Source organism: Plantibacter sp. MMLR14_011, from assembly GCF_001865025.1.
In the GTDB taxonomy this organism is placed as follows: domain Bacteria; phylum Actinomycetota; class Actinomycetes; order Actinomycetales; family Microbacteriaceae; genus Plantibacter; species Plantibacter flavus_A.
Window position 1 is genome coordinate 14,145 of record NZ_MJGW01000011.1, and the last position, 23,725, is coordinate 37,869.

Below are 23,725 nucleotides of genomic sequence, written 5' to 3' on the forward strand. Positions count from 1 at the left end.
ATTCCGTCCGGCTCTCGTCGTTCCGCACCCGGCGGGGTGCGTCCGTCAGTCGCGCGGGTCGAGCACGCTCGTGACCACGGCGTAGTCCGCGTCGAGCGTGATCTCGAGCTCGTCGCCGTTCTCGAGGAGGACGTCGACCTCGAACGCCTCGCCGGGGTCGTCACTGCGGTCGACGTCGGTCACGGTACCGCCCTTCGCCTCGGCGAGCGCCGCCTTCGAGGCCGCGTCGAACTCGGTGTCGGTCAGCGGCACGTCGTCGGCGTCACGGGCGTCGCGGTCGTCGGTCGCCGCCGTGGTGTCACCGTCGTCGACGGCGGTGCCACCGTCGCGGTCGGTGTTCGACGCCGCCGTGACGCGGTCGTCGTCGGCGTCGCCGAACTCGTCCACGGCGTAGGCGGCACCGGCTCCACCGAGGGCGAGGGCCCCGACGACGATCGCGGTGATCCACACGGGCTTCCGGCGCCAGAAGGCCGGCTTCCCGGAGGTCGCCGGGGTCGCGGGGATGGCGGTGTGATCGGTCGTCTCGACACGGTCGATGGGCTCGATGCGCTCGGTGGCTGCGGTGTCCTGCGTACGATCGGTGGGCTGGGAGGCGGTGTTCTCGTTCATGTGCCCCAGACTGTCCGAGGAGCGCTGAAGCGGACCTGAAGCGAGCTGAAGCCGCGTTCAGGAAGCGGACGACGCCGGGAGCGTGACGATGAACGCCGCACCGCCGAGCGCGCTGTCGACGAGTTCGATCGACCCACCGTGCAGCCGCACGACGTCGGCCACGATCGCCAGGCCCAGGCCCGAACCGCCGGCGTCACGCGAACGGCTCTCGTCGAGGCGGACGAACCGTTCGAACACGTGTGCGCGGGACTCGACCGGCACGCCGGGGCCGTCGTCCTCCACGGAGATCCTGACGAACCGACCATCGGTGGCGGATCCCAGTCGGACCACGGAGCACGCGTGCCGGACGGCGTTGTCGACGAGGTTCCGCACCACCCGGGCGAGCAGGACGTCGTCACCGTCGACCCTCGCCGCCGCGACGGCCGCGGACTCGACACGCAGTCCACCGGCGGATCGGAGGCGAGCGGCCTCCGCCAACAGGAGGTCGTCGACGTCGACCGTGCGCCGCCCGGTGCCCGTCGCCCCTTCGTCGAGCTTCGCGAGGAGCAGGAGCGACTCGACGAGCCCCTGCATCCTGGCACCCTCCTCGAGGACCGTCGAGGACAGCTCGGCCGGATCGACCCGGTCCGGGTGGAGCGCCGCAACCTCGGCGTACTGCCTGATCACCGCAAGCGGTGAGCGGAGCTCGTGGGAGGCGTCCGACACGAACCGCCGCTGCGCCGTCTGGGCGTCCTCGAGCCGCTCGAGCATGCCGTTCATCGTCCCGGCGAGGCGACCGATCTCGTCGCCCGTGGCCGGGACCTCGATCCGTCGGTGCAGCTCGCCCGCCCCGAGCTCCGAGACCTCACGGCGGATGCGTTCCACCGGCGCCAGCGCACGCCCGACGAGCAGCCAGGTCAGGCCGCCGACGAGGGCGACGAGCACGGGCACCGCGATGAGGAGGAGCATCGACACGAGTCCGACGGCGTCGTCGGTCTCCTCGAGGGAACGGCCCGCGAGGACGACGAGGTCACGGCCGTCGACGTCGACGTCCTCACTGGCGAACACCACCGGCTCGTCGTCGACGACCGAGACGAACACGTCACCGTCCGGGATCGGCGTCGGGAGCTCGATCTCGTCGTCCGTCCGGTCCACGACACGTCCGTCCTCGACGAGGACCAGGAGTCGACCGTCGTCCTCGGGCAGCGTCGTCGCGTCGGCCGCGACGAGCTGTGCCGAGACGCTCTCCGCCTCGGCCGAGGCGCTCTGTTCGACGCCGGAACGCAGCGCCGCGGAGAACAGGCCGACGAACGCCACGGAGCCGACCCCGAGGAAGAGTCCGACCGCGAGCACCGATCCGAGTGCCGCGCGGGCTCGGACGGAGCGCCACAGCCGCCGTCGGGGCGCGACCGCTCCGTGCTGCCCGCCGTCAGCCACGACCGCCCGCCAACCGGTATCCGAACCCGCGCACGGTCTCGATCGAAGCACGCTCGAAGGGGCGGTCCACCTTGTTGCGGAGATGTCCGACGTAGACCTCGACGATGTTGGGGTCGCCCTCGAAATCGTCGTCCCAGACGTTCTGCAGGACCTCGCGCTTCGACACCACCTCGCCCCCGCGTCGCATGAGGAACTCGAGGACCGCGAACTCGCGCGAGGTCAGGTCGATCGGGACGTCGCCCCGGTGGACCTGCTTCGACGCCGGGTCGAGCCGCAGTTCGCCGATCTCGAGCACCGTCGGCCGCTCCCGCGATCCACGCCGGACGAGTGAGCGGATCCGTGCGACGAGCACCGCGAAGGAGAACGGTTTGCTCAGGAAGTCGTCGGCACCGGTGTCGAGGGCCTCGACCTGGTCCCAGTCGCCGTCCTTCGCCGTGAGCATGAGGATCGGGGTCCAGTCGCCCGCGTCGCGGAGCTGCTGACAGACGCGGTAGCCGCTGAGGCCCGGCATCATGATGTCGAGGATGATGGCGTCGTAGCGATGCTCGCCGGCCATCCACAGACCGTCGACACCGTTCGCAGCGACGTCGACCGCGAAGCCCTCCGCCTCGAGCCCTCTCCGAACACCGTCGGCGAGTCGCACCTCATCGTCCACGACGAGTATCCGCATCCGGTGCAACCTCCAGGCTCCGTGCCGGTCGACGGTCGAGCGGCGCGTCCCAGTCTGGCGCGGACGAGCTGAAGCAGTGCTGAAGCGGGGCGGTCCGGCGCGGACCCCCGTACGCTGGAGCGGTGCCAGTCCCCGCCGCCGCCGACCCGTGGGAGCAGTCCCTCGACGCGACGGACACGGCTCCGGCGCGCCGCCGACTCCCCCTCTACGAGGCCGGCGCGATCCCCGTGCCCTTCGTCATCCGCGGCAACACCGAGCGGATCGCGCGGGACACGCACTGGGACGAGCACTCCCACCCCACGCACGAGCTCCTGTGGAACGATCGCGGCGCATCCACCGCGAGCGTCGACGAGCGTGTCTGGACCGTCACCCCGCACCACGGTCTCTGGATCCCGGCCGGTGTCCGGCACACCGGATGGACCCCGGCGGGCACCTGGCAGCGGGCCGCGATGTTCAGTGTCGATCGCGTCCCCACGATCTCCGAGCAGCCGACCGCGGTGGAGGTGACGCCTCTGCTGCGTCTCCTGCTCGATCGGCTCAGCGACGCCGAGCTCGAGGACCGCGCGCGTGCCACCACCGAGGCCGCCATCGTCGACGTGCTGGAGCCGGCCGAGCACGAGCTGCTCCTCCGAGTCCCCCGGTCGGCGCTCCTGGCACCCATCGCCGAGCGCATACGCATCGACCCGTCCGACACGACCTCGCTCGTCGACTGGGCCACCCGATTGGGCGTGAGCACCCGGACGGTGACGCGCGCCTTCGAATCAGAGACCGGGTTGGGGTTCACCCGCTGGGTCGCCGCCGCCCGTGCCCAGCACGCGATCACCCGGCTCACGGCGGGTGACAGCATCGACGAGGTCTCGACCGCCGTCGGGTACCGCTCGTCGACGGCGTTCGGGACCGCGTTCCGCCGCGTTACCGGCATGAGCCCCGGGCGATTCCGGAACCGCTAGGACGGATCGGTGGATCCGCGATCGGTTGTCCGATTCGCGAAGGAACGCGTCGGATCCGCTCGATTGCGCCAGGATCGGTTGCCAGATAACTTTGGTTAGGCAACCCTTCATCTCCTTCTCCTCGTGCATGATGCCGGCCGCTCACGGTCGCCATACCCGACCCCTCGACGACGTCCTCCGGCGCCGTCGTTCGTCGTGCCCGCACGCAGGTGTCAGCCAGCAGCACCCGAAAGGACCTCATGCAGCGCGCACCACGTCTCATCGCCCTCTCCGCGGCGGCGTTCCTCACCATCGGCCTCGCGGCCTGCTCGTCGTCGTCGGCCGACGAAGGCACCGGCAGCGGCGACGGCTTCACGCCGATCACGATCGAGCACGCCCTCGGCACCACGACGATCGACGCCAAGCCGGAGCGCGTCGCCACCGTGAACTGGGCGAACCACGAGGTGCCACTGGCCCTCGGCGTCGTGCCCGTCGGGATGGCCGCTGCGAACTTCGGTGACGACGACGGCGACGGGATGCTCCCCTGGGTCGACGAGAAGCTCGAAGCGCTCGACGCCGAGACCCCGGTGCTCTTCGACGAGACCGACGGGATCGACTTCGAAGCCGTCGCCGACACGAACCCCGACGTCATCCTCGCCGCATACTCGGGGCTCACCCAGGAGGACTACGACACCCTCACCGAGATCGCCCCCGTCGTGGCCTACCCGGAGACCGCCTGGGGCACGTCCTGGCGCGACACCATCCTGTTCAACAGCGAGGCGATGGGCATGGCTGACGAGGGCGAAGCACTCGTGACGCAGCTCGAAGACGAGATCAGCGACGCGGCGGCGGCGTACCCGCAGCTCGAGGGCAAGACCGCGATGTTCCTCACCCACGTCGACACCAGTGACCTCAGCGAGGTCAGCTACTACACGACCCACGACACCCGCACCGCGTTCTTCGAGGACCTCGGCCTCGCGTTCCCCGAGAGCGTCGCGGCGGCCTCCGCCGAGACCGAGTCGTTCTCCCTCACGCAGAGCGCCGAACAGGCCGACGCGTTCAGCGACGTCGACATCATCGTGACGTACGGTGGCGACGAGCTCATCGCGGCGCTCGAGGCCGACCCGCTGCTGTCGCAGATGCCCGCGGTCGCGAACCGCGCCATCGTCGCCCTCCCCGGCACCAGCCCCCTCGGAACCGCCGCCAACCCGACGCCGCTCTCGATCTCCTGGATCCTGGACGACTACCTGAAGCTGCTCGCGCAGGCGGCTGACCAGGCGGCGTGATCACCGGCACCGCCACCCCACCCGCCTCGGGTGTCGCCGTCGTGCGACGCCCGAGGCGGGTTCGTGGGCTCTGGCTCCTCGTCGCAGCCCTCGTCCTCCTCGCCGCGATGGTCGGTTCCGTGACGATCGGCTCGCGCGACGTCGACTGGTCGGCGGTCCTCGGTGCCTTCGCGGGTGGCGTGGACGGCTTCGACCAGGCGGCGGTGGCCAAGCGGATCCCACGCACGCTCCTGGCGGTCGTGGCCGGTGCGGCGCTCGGTGTCTCCGGCGCCGTCATGCAGGGCGTGACCCGCAACCCCCTCGCCGACCCGGGCATCCTCGGGATCAACCTCGGCGCCTCCCTCGCCGTCGTGACCGGTCTCGCCTACTTCGGGCTCGCAGCGGCGAACACCACCGTCTGGGTCGCGATCATCGGTGCCGGAGCCACGGCGGTCTTCGTGTACACGGTCGGCTCGCTCGGCCGCGGTGGCGCGACCCCGCTCAAGCTCGCCCTCGCCGGGGCCGCGACGTCGGCCGCCCTCGCCTCCGTCATCACCGCCGTCGTGCTGCCCCGCGGCGACATCGCGAGCAGTGTGCGGTCCTGGCAGATCGGGGGCGTCGGTGGCGCCACCGTCGTCCAGCTCGAGCAGGTCCTCCCGTTCCTCGTCGTCGGGTTCCTCGTCTGCCTGCTGTCGGCCCGCGGCCTCAACTCCCTCGCACTCGGCGACGACCTCGCCGCCGGCCTCGGCGAACGGGTCGCCATCGCACGCGGTGCGGCGGCCCTCGGTTCGGTGGTGCTCTGCGGGGCGGCGACCGCGGTCACCGGTCCCATCGGCTTCGTCGGGCTCGTCGTACCGCACGCCTGTCGGCTCATCGTCGGCGTCGACCACCGGTGGCTCCTCCCCTTCTCCGCCGTCGTCGGGGCGATCCTCCTCACCGTCGCCGACGTCCTCGGCCGCATCGTGGCCCGCCCCGCGGAGATCGACGTGGGCATCATCACCGCGCTGATCGGCGCACCGATCTTCATCGCGATCGTCCGACGCCAGAAGGTGAGCGCCCTGTGACCGGCGTCGACGAGCAGACGCCCTCGACCATCGACCGCGTCGTCGGTGGACGCCGGGTGCGCCGTCGTCGCCGGGTCGCCGTCATGACCGCCCTCGCCGCGCTCATCGTCGCGGTCTTCCTGATCTCGCTGATGGTGGGCAACACCTTCTATCCGCCGAGCGACGTCGTGCGCGTCATCCTCGGTCACGACGTGCCGGGCGCCTCCTTCGCCGTCGGACGGTTGCGGCTCCCCCGGGCGGTCCTCGCGGTCGTCGCCGGCGCCTCGTTCGGCCTGGCCGGCGTCACCTTCCAGACGATGCTCCGGAACCCCCTCGCGAGCCCGGACATCATCGGCATCAGCGCCGGGTCGAGCGCAGCCGCCGCCTTCGCGATCGTCACCCTCTCGCTCGGCGCGACCGAGGTGTCGGTCTTCGCCATCGTCGTCGGCCTTGCGGTGGCGGTCCTCGTCTACGTCCTGGCCTACCGCGGCGGCGTCGCCGGAACCCGACTCATCCTGATCGGCATCGGTGTCGCCGCCATGCTCGACAGCGTCACGACGTACATCCTGTCGCGGGCGGCCCAGTGGGACCTGCAGGAGGCCACCCGGTGGCTGACCGGCAGTCTCAACGGGACGAGCTGGTCGCAGCTCGGTCCGGTCGTCGTGGCATTGCTCGTGCTCGGCCCCGTCCTCCTCGCCCAGTCCAGGGACCTCGCCGCGACTCAGCTCGGCGACGACACCGCCGCCGCGCTCGGCGTCCGCGTCGACCGGACCCGGTTGATCATCATCGTCGCGGCCGTCGGGCTGATCGCGTTCGCGACCGCGGCGTCGGGTCCCATCGCGTTCGTCGCGTTCCTCTCCGGCCCCATCGCCTCGCGGATCGTCGGCCGCGGCGGGTCGATGCTCGTGCCCGCCGCGCTCGTGGGCGCCCTCCTCGTCCTCGTGGCCGATCTCACCGGGCAGTACCTCCTCGGCGCACGCTACCCCGTCGGCGTCGTGACCGGGGTGCTCGGGGCACCGTTCCTCATCTGGCTCATCATCCGCATCAACCGCGCCGGTGGCTCGCTGTGACCGGCACGCCGCCCGACCATCCCGGAGGCACCTTGTGACCACGGAACACCAGCTCCTCGTCGAGCGACTCGCACTCGGCTACGGCGACCGGACCGTCATCGACGGACTCGACCTCCTCGTTCCGCCCGGTCGGGTGACGGCGATCGTCGGCGCGAACGCCTGCGGCAAGTCGACGCTGCTGCGATCGATGTCCCGCCTGCTGACGCCTCGGAGCGGCCGCGTCGTCCTCGACGGCAAGGACGTGCACCGACTGCCGGCGAAGCAGCTGGCACGCACGCTCGGCCTGCTCCCGCAGTCGCCCATCGCGCCGGAGGGGATCACGGTCGCCGACCTCGTCGGCCGGGGCAGGCACCCGCACCAGGGCTTCCTCTCGCGCTGGAGCACCGAGGACGACGTCGCTGTCGCCGCAGCCCTCGACGCCACCGAGACGAGCGAGCTCGCGGACCGGCACGTCGACGAGCTGTCCGGCGGACAGCGTCAGCGCGTGTGGATCGCGATGGCGCTCGCGCAGCAGACCGACCTGCTCCTCCTCGACGAACCGACCACCTTCCTCGATGTGAGCCACCAGGTGGAGGTGCTCGACCTCCTCACCGACCTCAACCGTTCGCGCGGGACGACCATCGTCATGGTGCTCCACGACCTGAACCTCGCCGCACGATACGCCGACCACCTCATCGCCCTCGCCGGCGGCCGCGTCCATGCGGCGGGGACGCCCCACGAGGTGCTGACGGAGTCGACGGTGCGCGCGGTGTTCGGACTGCAGAACCAGGTCATCACCGATCCGACCTCGGGCAGGCCGCTCATGCTGCCGATCGGCCGTCACCACGTGACGGTGTGAACGGCGGCGTCACCGCCGACCGCGTCTAGGCTGGGCGCATGGGTGATGAGGACCGCCGGAAGCGAGCCGCCGAGCAGGAGGCCCGGGCACTGCGTGCGCTCGAGTCGATCAGGAACGGTGGCGATCTCGGCCAGGAGACGCTCGACCTCTCGAACGAGTACTCCGACGGGCTGGGCACCCGCGTCGCAGCGTGGTTCCGCGGCGCGAGACGCCGGAAGGACTGACCGCCGTCAGTCCGCCTGCTCCGGGCGCACCGGGTAGTGGCTCGTGATCGAGACGCGGTTGAAGGCGTTGATGACGATCGCCAGCCATCGGACGGCGGCGATCTGACCGTTCGTGAGCGTCGACAGGTCGTCGTCCGGCAGTCGCCGGCGATGTTGCACGTCCGCGATGAGGGTGACGTCCTCGGTGATCGCGAGGGCTGCCTGCTCCACCGGGCTGAAGTACTCGCTGTCGCGCCAGGCGGACAGGATGGCGAGGCGTTCCGTGGTCTCGCCGAGCGCGATCGCATCGGCGACGTGGATGCGCAGGCAGTACGCGCAACCGTTGATCTGCGAGGCCCGGATCCGGATCAGCTCGATGAGCCGCTTGTCGATGCCGGTGGCGAGGGCCGCTCGACCCGCGGCGCGTCCGGTCTCGACGAGCGCCTGATAGACCTCGGGTGATTCCTTGTCGAGCCAGACGTCGGCGCTCATGGGGTTCCTCTCGTCACTGGGCGGGCGCGGTCCCGCATGCATGCGTCTAACGCTAACGCGCGCGGCGGGAGGACGTCACCGTGGTCCGTCTCGGTGCTGCATCACCGCGGCGGGATGTCCTGGCGCGTGACCGCGACCGCTGGTTCGTCGGCGTGGGGTCGCAGTTCCACCCGACGACTGCCGCAGGCGGTACACCGGAGGTAGCGCAGCGACCCCTCCGAGGTGATGTGCGCCGACTCCGTCGCCCAGGTGTGGCGGCAGGCGTCGAGGGCGTTCGGCGACGGTTCGGAGGACTGCGGGGGTGCGTCGAGGAGGGTCATGACTCCACCATGATGTAATGGCGTTATGCATCTCAACCCTTACGGTTCGTACGCCGTCCTCCTGGCCGCGTCGCTGGCGAACGACTGGCCCGACGACCGGCACGGCATCGTCGCCCGCACCCGCGAGCACGGGATGACCATGCCCTTCACCGAGGTGACCGACGACCACGCCCGAGTCCGCCGGGTCGTCGACGAGTGGCTGACCGTCGTCGACGCGGCAGACGATCAGGCCAGGGCGACCGCACTCAACCGTCAGATGGCTTCCGCGGCCGCGTTCCCGCGGCTGACGGACCACGACGGCGAGGGGTGGCACCTGCACTACCGCGACGAGCATCAGGCGCTCCCCGAAGTCCTGGCCGCGGTGATCAGCGTCGGGACCGCCCTCCACCTGACGACGAGGGGGATGCAGCGGCTCGGTCGGTGTGCCGCGGGGACCGAACCCGGCGACACGTGCCGGCAGGTCGTCGTCGACGTCACCCGCAACGGCCGTCAGCGCTACTGCTCGGTGCGGTGCGCCAACCGGTCGGGCGTCCGCAGGCACCGCGCACGCGCGGGCGGCTCAGCCCGCTGACCGGGCGTCGGGCAACAGGAACCAGACGCTCGCTCCCCCGAGACCCGACTCGTCGATCTCGATCCGGCCACCGTGCGCCTCGACGATGCGTCGGCAGGTCGAGAGGCCGATGCCGAGGCCGGCGACCTCGCTCCCCGCCGCGCGTTCCATGAGGTCGAAGACGCGCTCACGCTGCTCCGGAGCGACGCCGGGACCGTTGTCCTCGACCGCGACCAGCACCCCGGCGGAGACCCGCTCGGCCTGGACGAGCACGTGCGGGACGACTCCGGCGGCCGCACTGAACTTCACGGCGTTCGCGATCAGGTTCTGCAGCAGGGCTCGCAGCAGCGTCTCGTCGCCGTGCACCTGGAGGCGCGTGTCGACCTCGACGGTCGCGCCGGTCGAGGTGATGGTCGCGTCGAGGTCCTCGACCACGGAGGACACGAGCGGCTCGAGGTCGATCGGGACGCGTCGCGGACGGGCGCCACCGATCCGTGCGAAGTCGAGCAGGTCGGTGATCATCGCCGCCATCCGGTCGGCGGCGGACTCGGCTCGCGCGAGCGCCTTCGCCGCGTGTGGCGCGTTCACCATCTCCGGACTGTCGGTCGCGAGCTCGAGGAACCCGGAGACCGCCATGAGCGGGTTGCGCAGGTCGTGGCTCACCTGCCCGGCGAACTGGGCGAGCTGTTCGTTGGACTGGCCGAGCTCGTGCGTCAGGCGAAGCAGCTCGAGGACGTCGACGACCTGCCTCGCGAGGAGGTCCAGGGCTTTGCCCTGTTCCGCGGACAGCTCTCGGACACGGTCGTCGAAGATGCACAGGGTGCCGATCGGGACGCCGTCGGGGGTGATGAGCGGGCTCGACGCGTAGAAGCGGACGTTGGCGAGCTCACCGGTGACGAAGGGGTTCGCCGCGAAGCGTGGGTCCTCCCGAGCGTCCGAGACGATCGTCCGCACCCGCTGTTGGAACACGACCGCGCACATCGAGTCCTCGCGCGAGCAGCTCGCCGGTTCCAACCCGACCGCGGCGATCTGGTGCTGGAACCGGTCGTCGATGATGTTGATCACGGCGGTCGGCACGTCGCACATGGCCGCGGCGAGGTGGACGAGACTCTCGAGGTCCGTCTCGGGCGGACGACCGACGACCTGGTACTCGGCGATCGCGGCACGCCTCGTGATGTCCTCTGCGGTGATCACGCTCGGCCTTTCGTCGTCGGAATCCGGAACGTGTCCATGCTACCCATCCAGGGCACGTGCGCTGCTCCAGTTGTCGGGTTCGTCCGGGACGTCCCTCGTTGCACTCGGACGGTCGACCGTCGCTCACGCGAGCTGGAGACGCCTCCAGGCGAGTTCGGCGAGCACCGCGGCCTGCAGGTCCAGAACGCCGTCATCGAACACCGCGCGCTCGGAGTGCAGCGCGACGGATCCCTCGTCGGGGGCGGCGCCGACGAAGACGAGCGTGCCGGGGACCTCGTCGAGGATGTAGGCGAAGTCCTCCGACGCCATCGACGGCACCTCCTGGCGGATGACCCGGTCTGGCCCCACGAGCGCGTCGAGCGTGCTGAGGACGAACCGCGTCTCCTCCGGGTCGTTGACGGTGACGGGGTAGGACGCGATGAACGTCGACTCGAGGGTGCAGCCGTGCGCCTCGGCGATCGCGGTCAGCAGCTCGGGCAGCTGCTCACGCACCGTCTCGAGCGTCGCCTTCGACAGCGTGCGGATGTTCGCCTCAAGGCTGACGGCCGAGGCGAGCACGTTGCTGGCCTCGGAGTCGCTGCTCAGCCGGGTGATGGAGATGACGGCCTGGTCGGTGGCCGGAAGCCGACGGGCCGCGAAGGTCTGCACCGCGAGGATGAGGTGCGCGGCGACCGGCACCGGGTCGACGGCGAGGTGCGGAAAGGCCGCGTGACCGCCCGTCCCACGGATGGTGAGCTGCAAGGCGTTGGCACTCGCCATCATGGCGCCCTCCCGCGTGACGAGCTGCCCGCGTGGGGTGCTGCAGTCCACGTGCAGTGCGTACGCCGCGACGGGTCGTTCTCCGGCGATGTCGAGCAGACCTTCCTCGAGCATGAGCCGCGCGCCGGCCTGGCCCTCCTCCCCCGGCTGGAACATGAACACGACCGTGCCGGCGAGGTCGGCGCGACGGGCGGCGAGCAGGCGGACGGCGCCGAGGAGGCCCGCCATGTGGAGATCGTGGCCGCAGGCGTGCATGGCTCCGGACGTCGACGCGAACGGCAGCCCGGTCGCCTCGGTGACCGGCAGACCGTCCATGTCGGCACGGAGCAGCACGGTGGGGCCCGGAGCACCACCCCGGAGGACGGCGACGACCGAGGAGAGGCCGGTGCCCGTCGTGACCTCCAGGCCGAGCCCGGCGAGTTCGCGCAGGATGATCCCCTGGGTCGCGGGCAGGTCGAGGCCGACCTCGACGGCCTGGTGCAGTTCGCGCCGGACCGCCACGAGCTCGTCGCGTATCGCCGTCGCGTCCTCCTGGAAGCCGGTCACGAGCGCATCGCCTCGACGTGCGGCGAGCGCCGGTACACCTGCTCGCCGCGGATCCACGTCTCGGCGACCCTGACGGTGGCGATCTCGTCCGCGGGGACGGAGAAGACGTCGCGGTCGAGGACGGCGAAGCTGCCGTCGTACCCCGTGGCGATCCGACCGACGCTGTCGAGCGGCGAGAGCAGGCCGGCTCGTCCCGTGTACAGCAGGAGCGCCTGGGCGACGCTGACGGCTTCCTCGGGGACGAAGTCGGCGCCGTTGTAGGCCTGTCGTCGGACGGCGGCCTCGACGGAGAGCATGACGTCGTCGGCGCCGCTCCAGGCGGTGGCGGGGCGGTCGGAGGAGAGCGCGAGTGGCCCGATGGTGCGGAACAACCGGGCGATCGGGTAGGCGTCGGGGACCTGTTCGGCGCGGAGTGCGAGTTCGTAGCCGTCGTATTCGGCGAAGAAGAACACGGTGTGGGTGGCGATCCCGAAGGTCATGCGCGCGCCGCGGAGCCGTTCGGCGTACTCCTCGCTGATGATGGTCGCGTGCTCGATGCGGACGGACGGGATACCGTCGAGCCAGGGCTCCTGGTCTGCGAAGAGGCTCGCGACGCGGTCGAGCGCTTGGTCACCCATGGCGTGCACCGCGAGCTGGACGCCGTTGCGGCGGGCCCAGGCGCCGGCTGCGAGCACGTCGTCGTCCTCGACGAGTCGGAGTCCGTGGTCGCAGGATTCGGGATACGGTTCGGCGACCCAGGCGGTGCGGTTCGAGTAGGCCCCGTCGAGGACGACCTTCACCCCGCCGATGCGGATCCGCCCCTCGCGATCGTCAGGGGTCAGCTCGTCGAGTGGCGCGGAGGGGTCCCAGCCCGGGTAGAGGGCGACGCGGGTGCGGAGCCCCTTGGCGGCAGCGGCGCGGAAGGCGTCGAGGGGGTCGTGCAGCCGGTTGGACAGCAGGTCGCACACGGCGACGATCCCTCGTGAGGCCAGTTCCTCGCCGATCGCGACGAGCGAGGCGACCTGCTCGTCGCGTTCCGGCACGGGGATGAACCTGGCGACCGCCTCGACCGCGGCGATCTCGGTGAGGACACCGTTCGGCTCGCCGTCCGGTCGGCGTTCGAAACGCGCACCGGCCGGGTCGGGTGTGGCGGCGGTGATGCCCGCGAGGCGGAGCGCCGCGGTGTTGCAGACGGCGGAGTGGGCGTCGCAGCGCCAGACGAGGACGGGGCGTTCTGCGGACACCGCGTCGAGGTCGGCCGTGGTCGGCATCCGTCCCTCGGGGAACTTCGTGTCGTCGAACCCGCGGCCGAGCACCCAGGCGCTCGGCGCGGTCAGCGTCGCCTGGTGCTCTCGCAGCCGCTCCACGAGTCCGTCGATGGAGAGCACTGACGGCGGGAAGCACTCGGCGGCCACGGCGGTGGCGGCCATGAGCGCCGGGTGGGTGTGGCTGTCGATGAGGCCGGGGAGCACGGTGCGTCCGCCGAGGTCGACCGCGGGTTCCCCCGCGACCGCGGACGCCTCCCCTACCCAGTCGAAGCGGCCGTCGACGATGCGGAACGCGGAGGCGACGTCCGTCTCGTCGGTGCCGGTGAACACCCGGGCGTTCGTGAAGAGCTGCGAGTGGGTCGGCGTCGCGGTGGGTTGCGGTGTCACGGTGGGGGTCTCCGTCTCGGTCTCAGCTGCCATCAGATCGCGCGCCAGGTGAAGCGACCGCCGAGCAGGGTCGCGGCGACCGGCATCGACCGCAGCCGCTCGGCGTCGGCGTCGAACGGGTCGAGGTCCGTGATGACGAGGTCGGCGGGCTGCCCGACCGCGATCGAGGTGCGGACGCTCGCGGCCAGGGCCACGTCCAGCGGGAGCCGTTGCTCGGGGTGCCAGGCGTCGCGGCCGTCGCGACTCCGGCTCGTCGCGGAGGCGATCGCCTGCCACGGGTCGAGTGGCGAGACCGGAGCATCCGAGCCGAGCCGGAGGCCGACGCCTGCGCGGTGCAGGGATCCGAACGCGAACGCGCGACCCGTGCGGCCGCTCCAGTGGCGGTCGGCGACGTCCCGGTCGTCCATCGCATGCTCGGGCTGCACGCTCGCGATCAGCCCGAGGCTCGCGAACCGGGCGAAGTCCTGCTCGCGCACGAGCTGGGCGTGCTCGATGACGCCGCGCATCCCGAGCGCTTCGAAGGTGTCGAGGACCTCGGTGTTGGCTCGGTCGCCGATCGCGTGGACGGCAGCCTCGATCCCGGCGCCCCTCGCACGTTCCAGCAGTCGGCGGAGCTCGTCGACCGAGACGCTCTCGACCCCGCAGGCGTGCGCACTCGACGGGTCGACGCCCGGATACGGGTCCCAGCACCAGGCGGTCCTCGTGTTGAGGGAACCGTCGACGACGACCTTGAGTCGCCCCATGGTGAGGAGTCCGGCCGGGTCGATCGCGTCGCCGGTGCGGAGTCCCGCCGCGATGACGGACTCCAGTCGGTCGGGCCACGCGGCGGCTTCGATCCGCAGGCTCGTCGCGCCGTCCGCGATGCGCTCGGACCATTCGCCGAGATTGTCGGTGTTCTCGAACTCGACGACCCCGACGACGCCGCGTCGGGCTGCCGCGTCGGCGGCATCCCGGTAGGCGTGCGCGGCAAGCCCCGAGTGCTGGTCGATCCGCTGCAGCGCCTCGATCCACGGCGCTTCGGCGACGACCCCGCTCGCGTCGAGGTCCAGACCGAGTCGTCGCGCGGCGCGCGTGTTCATCCAGGCGCAGTGGAGGTCGCCGCTGACGAGGACGACGGGTACGTCCGATTCGGTTGCCTCCAGCGCGGCGAGCGTCGCCGGCTGCGCCCACAGGCCGTCGCGGAACCCGTACCCCATGAGGAACCCGTCGGTGAGGGGTGCACCGGTGTCGACCGCGCGCCGGACGGCCGCGAGGACGTCGGCCGCGCTGGCGGTGTCGGTCAGGTCGATCCGTCGCCGCTGGATCACCCACTGGGTCATGTGGACGTGCGCGTCCCAGAGCCCCGGTCCGACCGTGCGTCCGGCGACGTCCACGACCTCGCCGGACGCCGGGGCCGTCCCGGCCGGTCCGATCTCGGCGATCCGACCGTCGCGGACGAGGATGTCGACGGGCTCGCCGCCGGAGGGCCGTGCGTTCCGGAGCGTGAGGTCGGTCACGGCGCGAGTGTCCCGTCGTCGGTGGTCGGCGCAGCTGTCCGTGCGTCGAGCCCGTGGAGGGCAGCCATGCGGGCGGCGAGGCTCGGGTTCCGGTACGGACCCGGCTCCCCGAGCGCCGTGACGACCCGTTCGACGACCTCGGCCGGTTTGTCCTGGCTCATCTTCTCCTTGGCCTCGAACCGGGTCACGCGCAGGCGGAATCCGACCGTCCCATGGACGATGCGTGCCGCGTACTCGCTGTTCGCGATCGTCCCGTTCATGAGGTACGGCTCGGGCAGCACACGCTCGAAGTGGGCGACGAGGCGGTCGAGCACCTGGAGGTTCTCCTCGTCCGAGAGCAGTTCGGGCACCCCGTACAGGTGCGCGACCGCGAAGTTCCAGGTGGGGACGGCCGGCGACGTGTCGTACCAGCTCGGCGACACGTACCCCTGGGGGCCGTAGACGATCACCATGGCCTCGTGCTGACCGAGCTCGTGCAGTCGCTCATCCGGCCGCCCGACGTGGCTGAGGAGCACGATCCCGTCCTCGTCCTCCTCGAGCAGGACCGGATAGTGCGACGAGACGAGCCCACGACCGGGGACGTGACTGACGACCGTCGCCCAGGGGTACTCGCGCACGAGTGCGCGGACCGCTTCGACGTCGTCCTGGACGTACTCGGTGGTGTGCCTCATCTGCCGCCTCCTGCGGTGCTCGGGGTGTCGACCGCGGACGCTGCGGCCGCCAGGGCCGTCGCCACGTTCGAGGGGGCTCCGACGCCCCGGACGCGCGCCAACCAGGCGGTCGTCGCGGCGAGGGCCCCGAGGTCGAGCCCGGTCTCGATCCCGAGCCCGTGGAGCATCCACACGAGGTCCTCGGTTGCGAGGTTACCGGTGGCGCCCTTCGCGTACGGGCAGCGACCCAGGCCACCCACGGAGGAGTCGAACTCGGCGACGCCCAGGGAGAGCGCCGCGTACACGTTGGCGAGTGCCTGCCCATAGGTGTCGTGCAGATGCAGCGCGACCGCCTCGACCGGGATCCCGGCGGCGAGCACGTCCCGGACGACGCGGGTCGTGAGCCCGGGCGTCCCCACGCCGATCGTGTCGCTGACGGCGACCGTCGAACACCCGGCGCGGTGCAGCCGCACGGCGGCCTCGACGACCGTCGCCGGATCGACAGCACCCTCCCAGGGGTCCCCGAACGCCATCGACACGTAGCCGCGCACCGGGACGCCCTCCGCGGTCGCGGCGGCGACGACCTCCTCGGCCCGTTCGACGGCCCCCTCGCGCGAGGTGTTGAGATTGGCCCTGGCGAACGACTCCGACGCGCTCACGACCACGGACACCTCCCGGACACCCGCGTCGATCGCCCGATGCAGACCGCGCAGGTTCGGCACGAGGCCGACCGCCCGAGCACCCGTCGGCACCTCGAGTCCCGCGACGAGCCGTTCCGCATCCGCGAACTGCGGGATCCAGGTGGCCGGTACGAAACTCGTCACCTCGAGGTCCCGCGACCCCGCCTCGTACAGGCGCCGACAGAGCTCCGCCTTCACCGCCGTCGGCAGGATGTCCGTCTCGGCCTGCAGCCCGTCCCGCGGTGCCACCTCGTAGACGCGCACCCGGGTCGGGAGACCGTCCACCGGTTCCATCCGGGGCTGCGGAAGGCCGCTCATGCCGACGTCGCCCGGAGCTCGTCGAGCACCTCACGCGCGTACTCGACCCGGATCCGACGGTCGGCGACGATCCTCGCCGCGACCGCCCCGATCTCGTCCACGGTCGCGCCGGCGCTCGCCGCGATCGTCCGGGCGTGCAGCGTCATGTGTCCGCGCTGGATGCCTTCGGCGGCGAGCGCCCGACACGCGGCCAGGTTCTGGGCGAGGCCCACCGAGGCGATGACGGCCGCGAGTTCCCGGGCCGTCTCGACGCCGAGGAGAGTCACGCCCGCCTGCGCCGTCGGATGTGCCTTCGTCGCTCCACCGACGAGTCCGACGGCCAGTGGGACCTCGATCGTGCCGACGAGGTTCCCGTCGGCGTCCTGCTCGAACTGTGACAGCGCCGAATAGCGACCGGACCGCGCCGCGTGAGAGTGGCAACCTGCTTCGACCGCCCGGGTGTCGTTGCCCGTGGCGAGGACGACGGCCGTGATGCCGTTCATGATGCCCTTGTTGTGTGTGGCCGCCCGGTACGGATCGGCCTCGGCGAACGCGCTCGCGGCGACGATGTCGGCGACGACCTGCGCACCACCGAGGAGGTCGGCGTCGAACACCGCCCTGGCACGGGTGATGCGCTGATCGGCCTTGTTCGTGAGGATCCGCAGGAGGGTCCGCGATCCGGCGATCTCGGCGATGCGGGGCGCGATCGCCTCCGCCATCGTGTTCACGGCGTTCGCGCCCATGGCGTCGCGGACGTCGACGTGGAGGTGGACGATGACCTGCGTCCCGACGCGCGTCGGCAGGATCCGGACGTCGATGTCTCGGGCGCCACCGCCGAAGGAGACGAGGATCGGGTCGAGCTCGTTCGCGAGGGCGAGCAGTTCGTCCCGGGCCTCGAGGACACGGAGCCGCGCGGCGTGCGGGTCGACCGCGTCGAGGACCTGGATCTGCGCGATCATGACGTCGCCCGACGACGACGTCCGGAAGCCGCCGTGCACGCGCGCGATGCGGGCGGCGTTGGAAGCCGCGGCGACGACGCTCGGCTCCTCGGTCGCCATGGGGACGAGTCGGTCCTGGCCGTCGATGGTGAAGTTCGTCGCGACGCCCACCGGGATGGCGATGACGCCGACGACGTTCTCCACCAGGTGGTCCGCCTGGGCGATCGACAGGCCGGCGTCGGGTCGCAGTGCGGCGAGCGCCTCCGCCTCGATCCCGGCCCCATCGGCGACGAGCTCGAGCCGCTCGTCCGGCGTGTGGTCGCGCAGCCCCTGGATTCGGCTGTTTCTCGGCATGGGTCGCCCTTCGGTACAGGCAGACACCGGATCCTCGGTGCTGCGGTCAAGACGACCCTAGGAGCGGCGATCGTCGACGACGATGGGTGGATGACTCAGCGGATCGACGATCGTGTGGGCGGATCCCACACCCCGCTGGACCGGCCGTCGCTTTAGACTCCTGAGGGACCAGTCAGGAGACCCGATGCGAGAGCCTGCCGACATGCGAACGGCCACCGACCTCGTCGACGCCGACCCCGTCCACGACACCGAGCGGGAGCTGATCCGGCTGCGACGCCGCGAGCACGAGCTCTCCGCCCTGTTCTCCAGCGCCCGTGAACTGGCCGAGCTCCGCGACAGCGACGCCGTGCTTGCCAGGCTCGTCCAGCGCGCCCACCAGATGATGGGCGTCGATCTGGCCTACCTGTCCGAGTTCGACCCGGTCACGCACGAGTTACGGGTCCGCGAGACGAGTGGCTCCGTCAGTCCGTCGTTCCAGACGCTCCGGGTGCCTCCCGGGCGAGGGCTCGCGAGTGTCGTCGTCGAATCACGCACGGCCCAGTGGGTCGCGGACTACTCCGACTACTCGACCGACCGACACGAGCGCGGCATCGACGACGCGGTCGCAGCGGAGGGGCTCGTCTCCCTGCTCGGCGTGCCGATGCTCACGAGCGACGACGTCCTCGGCGTCCTCTTCGTCGGCAACCGCGACCGGAAGGACTTCTCCCCCGACGAGGTCGCGCTCCTGGCGGCGCTCGCGGACCACGCCTCGGTCATCCTCCAGACGACGCAGACCCTCCGCGACCTGCAGGACTCCGAGGACGCCAGCCGACGGAACCTCGCGGACCTCACCGCCCACCTCGTCGAACGCGACCGGGCGAACACCGTCCACCAGGAACTCGTCCAGGCGGTCCTCGCCGGGGGCGGATTCGCACCCGTCGCGGAGACGCTCGCCACCGCACTCGGTCGTGCGGTCGCCGTGACCGACGCGCAGGACCGGGTGATCGCGGCGGCCGGGCTCCCGCTCTCCCCCGGCATGCTCGACCTCGACGACGCCACCCGCGCAGCCATCACCGACAGCCGTCGCTCGGGCCACTGCGTCCTGGTCGCGAGCGGTGGTGTCGGAGCGGTCGCCGCCCTGTCCGCCGGCAGCCGGCACTTCGGCGTGCTCATCCTCGGTGACGGCGACTTCGAGCTCGGCGCCGTCGACCTCCGCACCGTCGAACGCGCGGCCCAGGTCGCGGCCCTCCTCGAGCTGCAGCAGGAGGCGGCCTCGGGCGCCGACCACCGCGTCCGCAGCGAACTCATCGCCGACCTCCTCGACGATGTGCCCGAACGCCGATCCGACGTCGAACGACGCGCCAGGCGCCTCGGCATCGACCTGCACGAACTCGACTCCCTGCTCCTCCTCGCCGTCCCGGGAGACCAGCAGACCACCGCCGCCCGGGCGCTCAGCCGCCGACTCGACGACCACGCGCTCGTCGGCGAGTACCGCGGGTACGTCGTCGCCGCACACGCCTCCGACCGCCGGCCGCTCGACGCCGACGCCGTCCGCCGACACGTCGCCGGCAGCATCCAGCAGCCCGTCGTCGCCGTCGTCCCCCGCACCGCTCCCGACGCCCTCACCTCCGCGTTCACCAGCGCGATGCGTACCGCCAGACTCATCGCCGCGCTGGAACTCTCGGACCTCACCGCATCGACCGACGACTTCCTGCCCTACTCCGCGATCTTCGACACCGATGCGCGGGCGCTCGCCGACTTCCTGCGCGACACCATCGGACTCGTCCGGCGCTACGACGCCGAGCGGAACGCCGACCTGCTCGGGACGCTGCGCGCGTTCGTGCGGAACAACGCGAGCCCCACCCGCACGGCGCGCGCCCTGAACTTCCACACGAACACGATCCTCCAGCGGCTCGACCGGCTCGACCAGGTGCTCGGAGCGTCCTGGCGCGAGGACGAGCGCATGTTCAGGCTCGGCATCGCCGTCCGCCTCGACGAGCTCCGTGAGCAGTTGCAGGCCGGACGGTAGGCGAGGTCGCCGGATCAGCGGTCCGTGTCCGCGGCGAAGGCCTCCACGCCCGACTGCGGGAACGGGTTGCCCGTCGGCCGGCCGAAGACGAGGATCATCTCGGCCACAGCGTCGGACTCGTTGCGGACACCGTGGACGAGCCCGGCCGGCGCATAGAACGCGTCGCCGGATCGCAACAGCCTCCGGTGCTCACCCGAGGTCACGACGAGTTCGCCCGCGGTGACGACGTACAGTTCGTCGGAGCTGTTCGGCGAACAACTCGCGTCGTCACCCTCCAGGTGGAGGTGCTCTCCCTCTGCTGCTCCGGGTTCGAGACGATACCGCATGACCGATGACGGCAGGGCCGTGGTCTGCTGGAAGTACCACTCCAGATCGATCCGGCCCGGGCCCTCGTACAGGGCCACCTCGTGAGCGTTGTCGCCGAGTCGTTGCACGCGCATCCGGTTCCTCCTGGTGGTCGTCGATCGGTGGGTGGGATCAGGTCCGGTAGAGGACGGGCATCGACTCGAGGAGTTCGCGCGTGTAGGCGTCCTGAGGTCGGGTCATGACCTGCTCCCCCGTCCCCTCCTCCACGACGCGGCCGTTGCGCATCACCGCCACCCGATGCGCGACGTGATGGACGACCGCCAGGTTGTGGGTGATGAAGAGGTAGGTCACGCCCGTCTCCTCCTGGAGGCGGACGAGCAGGTTGAGCACCTGCGCCTGCACGGAGACGTCGAGGGCCGAGGTCGGCTCGTCCAGGACGACGAACTCCGGCTTCGCCGCCATGGCCCTGGCGATCGCGATGCGCTGCCGTTGCCCACCGGAGAACTCGTGAGGGAAGCGCCCCGCGGCGTCCCCCGGCAGCCCCACCTGGTGGAGCGACTCGACGACCCGAGCTCGACGAGCTGCCGCCCCCAGCCCTGCGGCGACGAGCGGTTCGGCGATCGAACGTGCCACCGTGAAGCGCGGGTCGAGGGAGTCGTTGGGGTCCTGGAACACCATCTGCACCCGCCGCCGGTGCGTCCGCAGCGCCGACCCACGGAGCCGCGAGACGTCGCCACCGTCGAACTCGATGCAGCCCGAGCTCGGTCGCCGCATCAGGAGGATCGCCCGGGCGAGGGTGCTCTTCCCGGAGCCGGATTCTCCGACGAGTCCGAGCGTCTCGCCCCGACGCACTTCGAGCGACACGTCGTCGAGCGCGAGCGTCGCGTGCTCACCGTGTCCGAACCGTTGCGTGACGCCGTCGACGCGGAGCAGAGTGTCGCTCATCGGACCTCCTCCAGGACCGCCGGCGCCTCGGCGAAGTCGTTGTCGACGGGGATGACCGCCAACGGCGACCGCACCGGCACCGACGGTCGCGGAATGCTCTCGAGGAGCGCCCGGGTGTACGGATGCTGCGGGTCCGCGAGGACCCGCTCGGCGCGGCCGGTCTCGACGATGCGCCCGCGGTACATCACGGCGACCCGCTCGCAGAGCTGCCCGATGACGCCGAGGTCGTGGCTGATGAACAGGACGCCCATCCCCGTCTCGTCGCGCAGAGTCCGCAACAGCTCCAGGATCTGTGCCTGCACCGTCACGTCGAGCGCGGTCGTCGGCTCGTCCGCGACGAGCAGGGTCGGTCCGGCGGCCACCGCGATGGCGATCACGACTCGCTGGCGTTGACCGCCGGACAGCTGGTGGGGGTAGTAGCCGAGCCGTCGTTCCGCGTCGGGCATCCGCACGAGGTGCAGGATCTCCAACGCCCGCGCCCGAGCCTGCCGTTTGTCGGCGATCCCGTGGATGCGGAGGACCTCGGCGATCTGCGCCCCGATCCGCATGCACGGGTTGAGGGCGGACATCGGCTCCTGGAACACCATCGAGGCGCGCGCTCCGCGGAGCCCCGACCAGTCCCGTTCCGTGGCGCCCTGCATGTCGGTCCCCGCGACGTCGAGGCGGGACGCCGTGACCGTCGCCGAGTCCGGCAGCAGCCCCATCATCGCGAGGGCGATGCTCGACTTCCCGCTCCCGGACTCGCCGATCACCCCGACGATCTCCCCCGGACCGACGCGCAGGGACACGTCCTGCACCGATGGCGCAGCGCCACCGTAGGCGATGCTCAGCCTCTCCACGTGGAGGGCGTCGACGTCTCGATCCATGGTCAGACCAGCTTTCGCTCGAGTGGTGCGGGAGGGACGGTGGGGTGGACGACAGGACTACTGGCTCAGCCAGGCCTCGTCGAGCCGGTACCTGGAGTAGTACGCGTCGCTCTGGTAATCGTGCAGCTTGGCGCTGTCCCAGACCTCGAAGTAGACCGGGACCGCGACCGGCACGATCTCGAGCACCTGCTCGGCCGCTTCCTCTGCCAGCTGGTCGACGAGCTCGGCGTACTCGGCCGGGTCCGAGGCGCTCTTCGCCTGCTGGAAGAGCTCTCGAGCCGCATCCGCCTCGGGGTTCCCCTCCCAGTGGTTGTAGACCCCGCCGTCGACGAGCACGGGGTCGTAGTAGAACAGCGACGCCGCACGAGGGCTGCCCGGGATGGCGACGAGATCGGTCCAGCTCTCACCGGTCGTGAAGACCGGGGCGATCTCCGACAGCGGCTTCGCGTCGAGCTTCAGGGTGATGCCCGCTTCGGCGAGCTGCTGCTGCATCATCTCGTAGACGGGGTGGTGCGACTGCGCGACGTCGCCCATGTAGCTGAGCGTGATGGTCGGGTTCGGCTGGCCGGCGTCCGCGAGGAGTTCCTTCGCGCGGCTGACGTCGCGCTCGTAGTACGGCAGCCCCTTCGGGTCGAGCGCGCCGGGGTCACCGGCCGGTGGCACGAACGACAGCGCGGCGTAGCCGAGCATCGCCGTGTCGACGAGGGCCTGGCGGTCGAGGGACAGCGCGACGGCGCGACGGACGTCGATGTCGGCGAGCGGCCCGGTCTCCGGGTTGATGTAGATCGCGAGGTTCTGACGGTAGGACGCCTCCCCGAGGGTGAATCCGGCCTGGACCGCCTGATCGGCGAGGCTCCCGTCCGTGAAGTACGCGGCCTGGATGCTGCCCTGCTGCAGCGCGGCGAGGCGTGCGGACTCGTCGGGGATGAAGTCGAAGACGATCTCGTCGAGGTACGGTTTCGTGTCCTGCCAGGCGTTCTCGTTCTTCGCCATCGTGACGCTGACACCGTCGCTCCAGTCGGTCACCTGGAACGCGCCGGTCCCGAAAGTGGTCCGCTGCCGCTCGTCCGGGGTCGCCGCGCCATAGCTCTCCTCGCTCACGATGAAGAACGTCTGGCGTGCGGAGACCGCGTCCACGAAGGTGCCGTCCGGTGCGCTGAACCGGAACGTGACCTCGGTCTCACCGGTCTTCTCGATGCTCGAGACGTTCGCCAGGTAGGTGCTCGCCGACGTGGTGGCCTCTTTCATGAGGGTGAAGGAGTAGACGACGTCGTCGGCGCTGAACGCGCTGCCGTCGGCGAAGGTGACGTCGTCGCGCAGCTCGAAGACCCAGGTGAGTTCGTCCGGTTGCGACCACTCGGTGGCGAGCGCCGGGATGACCTCGCCGTCGTCGTCCTTCGCGAGCAGCGTGTCGTACGCGACGGCGTTGATGACCTCGGCGGCGATCGCGCTGGCGGCCATCGGGTCGAGTCCGCCGGCCGACGGCTCGGCCGGGACGCCCCAGTGCAGGGTGCCGCCGGCGACCGGGTCGCCGCCCGCGTCGGCCGTGGATCCGCCGGGCGCACAGCCGCTGAGCGCGAGGGACGCCGCCACGATGGCGACCGTCCCCGCGAGGATGCGTGTCTTCATTGCTGCCTCTTCTCTGGA

24 protein-coding genes are annotated in these 23,725 nt (G+C 71.1%); 8 read left to right on the forward strand and 16 right to left on the reverse strand.

Going from position 1 to position 23,725, the window contains the following annotated elements; genetic code table 11:
• Positions 1–45: 45 nt before the first annotated feature.
• The 3 genes from BIU99_RS07890 to BIU99_RS07900 are packed head-to-tail and all read right to left on the reverse strand — an operon-like array spanning position 46 to position 2,695.
• The gene (locus tag BIU99_RS07890) at positions 46–609 is read right to left on the reverse strand and encodes a hypothetical protein (RefSeq protein WP_071260668.1); all 564 of its coding nucleotides are present in this window, start codon (positions 607–609) and stop codon (positions 46–48) included.
• Positions 610–666: 57 nt separating this feature from the next.
• The gene (locus BIU99_RS07895; protein WP_083397252.1) at positions 667–2,025 is read right to left on the reverse strand and encodes a cell wall metabolism sensor histidine kinase WalK; all 1,359 of its coding nucleotides are present in this window, start codon (positions 2,023–2,025) and stop codon (positions 667–669) included.
• Complete coding sequence (locus BIU99_RS07900) at positions 2,018–2,695, reverse strand: response regulator transcription factor (RefSeq protein ID WP_071260669.1); 678 nt, start codon at positions 2,693–2,695, stop codon at positions 2,018–2,020. Before BIU99_RS07900 ends, BIU99_RS07895 begins: the two co-directional genes overlap by 8 nt.
• Positions 2,696–2,817: 122 nt before the next feature.
• Here BIU99_RS07900 and BIU99_RS07905 point away from each other — a divergent pair, with 122 nt between their 5' ends.
• The 6 genes from BIU99_RS07905 (at position 2,818) to BIU99_RS07930 (ending at position 8,064) form a co-directional block, all read left to right on the forward strand.
• A complete protein-coding gene (locus tag BIU99_RS07905; protein WP_071260670.1) occupies positions 2,818–3,645 on the forward strand; it encodes an AraC family transcriptional regulator in 828 nt (275 codons plus the stop codon).
• 239 nt (positions 3,646–3,884) lie between these two features.
• Positions 3,885–4,910: an iron-siderophore ABC transporter substrate-binding protein gene (locus tag BIU99_RS07910; RefSeq protein WP_071260671.1), complete on the forward strand. Its 1,026-nt coding sequence runs from the start codon at positions 3,885–3,887 to the stop codon at positions 4,908–4,910.
• Positions 4,910–5,953 (forward strand): iron ABC transporter permease, encoded by a 1,044-nt coding sequence (locus tag BIU99_RS07915; RefSeq protein ID WP_254773596.1) that lies wholly within the window; start codon positions 4,910–4,912, stop codon positions 5,951–5,953. Before BIU99_RS07910 ends, BIU99_RS07915 begins: the two co-directional genes overlap by 1 nt.
• Positions 5,950–7,002: an iron chelate uptake ABC transporter family permease subunit gene (locus BIU99_RS07920; RefSeq protein WP_071260673.1), complete on the forward strand. Its 1,053-nt coding sequence runs from the start codon at positions 5,950–5,952 to the stop codon at positions 7,000–7,002. Before BIU99_RS07915 ends, BIU99_RS07920 begins: the two co-directional genes overlap by 4 nt.
• A gap of 34 nt (positions 7,003–7,036) precedes the next feature.
• A complete protein-coding gene (locus BIU99_RS07925; RefSeq protein WP_071260675.1) occupies positions 7,037–7,840 on the forward strand; it encodes an ABC transporter ATP-binding protein in 804 nt (267 codons plus the stop codon).
• Positions 7,841–7,878: 38 nt separating this feature from the next.
• The gene (locus tag BIU99_RS07930) at positions 7,879–8,064 is read left to right on the forward strand and encodes a hypothetical protein (RefSeq protein WP_064295450.1); all 186 of its coding nucleotides are present in this window, start codon (positions 7,879–7,881) and stop codon (positions 8,062–8,064) included.
• Positions 8,065–8,070: 6 nt separating this feature from the next.
• Here BIU99_RS07930 and BIU99_RS07935 read toward each other — a convergent pair whose 3' ends face one another.
• Both BIU99_RS07935 and BIU99_RS07940 read right to left on the reverse strand, forming a co-directional pair.
• Positions 8,071–8,535, reverse strand: coding sequence for a carboxymuconolactone decarboxylase family protein (locus BIU99_RS07935; protein ID WP_064295451.1), 465 nt, complete (start codon positions 8,533–8,535; stop codon positions 8,071–8,073).
• 101 nt (positions 8,536–8,636) lie between these two features.
• Positions 8,637–8,855 (reverse strand): hypothetical protein, encoded by a 219-nt coding sequence (locus BIU99_RS07940; RefSeq protein ID WP_064295452.1) that lies wholly within the window; start codon positions 8,853–8,855, stop codon positions 8,637–8,639.
• A 25-nt stretch (positions 8,856–8,880) separates the two neighbouring features.
• Here BIU99_RS07940 and BIU99_RS07945 point away from each other — a divergent pair, with 25 nt between their 5' ends.
• Complete coding sequence (locus tag BIU99_RS07945) at positions 8,881–9,426, forward strand: CGNR zinc finger domain-containing protein (protein WP_071260677.1); 546 nt, start codon at positions 8,881–8,883, stop codon at positions 9,424–9,426.
• Here BIU99_RS07945 and BIU99_RS07950 read toward each other — a convergent pair.
• The 7 genes from BIU99_RS07950 to BIU99_RS07980 all read right to left on the reverse strand — a co-directional run bounded on the left by BIU99_RS07950 (position 9,415) and on the right by BIU99_RS07980 (position 17,953).
• Positions 9,415–10,599, reverse strand: coding sequence for an ATP-binding protein (locus tag BIU99_RS07950; RefSeq protein ID WP_071260679.1), 1,185 nt, complete (start codon positions 10,597–10,599; stop codon positions 9,415–9,417). The two genes, BIU99_RS07945 and BIU99_RS07950, sit on opposite strands and share 12 nt — an antisense overlap.
• A 123-nt stretch (positions 10,600–10,722) precedes the next feature.
• A complete protein-coding gene (locus BIU99_RS07955; RefSeq protein ID WP_071260732.1) occupies positions 10,723–11,904 on the reverse strand; it encodes a M20 family metallopeptidase in 1,182 nt (393 codons plus the stop codon).
• Positions 11,901–13,571: an amidohydrolase gene (locus tag BIU99_RS07960; protein ID WP_071260680.1), complete on the reverse strand. Its 1,671-nt coding sequence runs from the start codon at positions 13,569–13,571 to the stop codon at positions 11,901–11,903. Before BIU99_RS07960 ends, BIU99_RS07955 begins: the two co-directional genes overlap by 4 nt.
• Positions 13,571–15,034, reverse strand: coding sequence for an amidohydrolase (locus BIU99_RS07965; protein WP_071260681.1), 1,464 nt, complete (start codon positions 15,032–15,034; stop codon positions 13,571–13,573). Before BIU99_RS07965 ends, BIU99_RS07960 begins: the two co-directional genes overlap by 1 nt.
• On the reverse strand, positions 15,031–15,705 hold the full coding sequence (locus tag BIU99_RS07970; protein WP_071260682.1) for an FMN-binding negative transcriptional regulator: 675 nt from the start codon (positions 15,703–15,705) through the stop codon (positions 15,031–15,033). Before BIU99_RS07970 ends, BIU99_RS07965 begins: the two co-directional genes overlap by 4 nt.
• Positions 15,702–16,682, reverse strand: a complete 981-nt coding sequence (locus tag BIU99_RS07975) for a hydroxymethylglutaryl-CoA lyase (RefSeq protein WP_071260683.1) — start codon at positions 16,680–16,682, stop codon at positions 15,702–15,704. The genes BIU99_RS07970 and BIU99_RS07975 overlap by 4 nt, the downstream gene beginning before the upstream one ends.
• Complete coding sequence (locus BIU99_RS07980; RefSeq protein WP_071260684.1) at positions 16,679–17,953, reverse strand: hydroxymethylglutaryl-CoA reductase, degradative; 1,275 nt, start codon at positions 17,951–17,953, stop codon at positions 16,679–16,681. The genes BIU99_RS07975 and BIU99_RS07980 overlap by 4 nt, the downstream gene beginning before the upstream one ends.
• Before the next feature lie 202 nt (positions 17,954–18,155).
• Between BIU99_RS07980 and BIU99_RS07985 the strand changes: the two genes are divergently transcribed.
• Positions 18,156–19,961, forward strand: a complete 1,806-nt coding sequence (locus tag BIU99_RS07985) for a GAF domain-containing protein (RefSeq protein WP_071260734.1) — start codon at positions 18,156–18,158, stop codon at positions 19,959–19,961.
• 14 nt (positions 19,962–19,975) lie between these two features.
• Here the strand turns inward: BIU99_RS07985 and BIU99_RS07990 are convergent, their stop codons facing one another.
• The 4 genes from BIU99_RS07990 to BIU99_RS08005 are packed head-to-tail and all read right to left on the reverse strand — an operon-like array spanning position 19,976 to position 23,707.
• Positions 19,976–20,401, reverse strand: coding sequence for a cupin domain-containing protein (locus BIU99_RS07990; protein ID WP_071260685.1), 426 nt, complete (start codon positions 20,399–20,401; stop codon positions 19,976–19,978).
• A gap of 37 nt (positions 20,402–20,438) precedes the next feature.
• Positions 20,439–21,212, reverse strand: coding sequence for an ABC transporter ATP-binding protein (locus BIU99_RS20140; RefSeq protein WP_064295462.1), 774 nt, complete (start codon positions 21,210–21,212; stop codon positions 20,439–20,441).
• Complete coding sequence (locus BIU99_RS20145) at positions 21,209–22,078, reverse strand: ABC transporter ATP-binding protein (RefSeq protein ID WP_064295463.1); 870 nt, start codon at positions 22,076–22,078, stop codon at positions 21,209–21,211. Before BIU99_RS20145 ends, BIU99_RS20140 begins: the two co-directional genes overlap by 4 nt.
• A 57-nt stretch (positions 22,079–22,135) precedes the next feature.
• Positions 22,136–23,707 carry an ABC transporter substrate-binding protein gene (locus BIU99_RS08005; RefSeq protein WP_071260686.1) on the reverse strand — a complete coding sequence of 524 codons (1,572 nt, stop codon included), beginning with the start codon at positions 23,705–23,707 and terminating at the stop codon, positions 22,136–22,138.
• Between the last annotated feature and the right edge of the window lie 18 nt (positions 23,708–23,725).